Annotated in this window: 1 protein-coding gene; it reads left to right on the top strand. The window is 55.9% G+C overall.

Annotated features, from left to right (window positions below; all coding sequences use genetic code 11):
* Window positions 1-621, top strand: a 621-nt coding sequence (locus C4885_RS16190; protein ID WP_147237887.1) for an AAA family ATPase, incomplete at its 5' end; no start/stop codon positions are given.
* Window positions 622-723: the final 102 nt, after the last annotated feature.

Genomic DNA, 723 nt, shown 5'->3' with positions numbered 1-723 from the left:
CTGATTATCCTTGACCCCATACAGGCGTACATGGGCGAAAAAACCGACATGAACCGGGCAAACGAAGTGCGCCCCATGTTCCGCCGCCTTGCCGATGTTGCCGAGCGTACCGGGTGCGCCGTTATCCTTATCGGACATCTCAACAAAGCTGCCGGAGGGCAGAGCGCATACCGGGGCTTAGGTTCTATCGACTTCCGCGCCGCAGCAAGGAGCGTCCTGCTGATCGGGCGCGTGAAGCGAGAACCGAATGTGCGCGTTATCGTCCATGACAAATCTTCCCTTGCGCCGGAGGGCAAGCCCGTTGCCTTTTGCCTTGACCCGGAAACGGGCTTTTCGTGGATAGGCGAATATGATATAACCGCCGACGAGCTGCTGTCCGGCGCGGGCGGGAACACCGCCACCAAGACCGAACAGGCGGAACGGCTGATACTTGACCTGCTTGCAGACGGGAAAGAGCTTGCCAGTGAGGACATTGTAAAAGCCGCAGCCGAAGCCGGAATATCCGAGAGGACGGTACAGAACGCCAAGCGCAACATGGGCGGCATTTTAGGAGCAAGGCGTGTCGGCGGTCAATGGTATAACTTCATCAAGAAGAAGCAGCCACCCGAACCCGCAATCTGAAAGTGCAAAACGCAGACCCTTTGCACTTTGCACTTTCGCACTTTCACGATAATTTGCGTCAATAACTCAAAAAAGCACTTGACAAAACGCTTCATGGGGAAC

It is taken from the genome of Subdoligranulum sp. APC924/74 (assembly GCF_003324125.1).
Classification (GTDB): domain Bacteria; phylum Bacillota; class Clostridia; order Oscillospirales; family Ruminococcaceae; genus Gemmiger; species Gemmiger qucibialis.
This window is presented reverse-complemented; position numbering and strand designations above follow the sequence as displayed.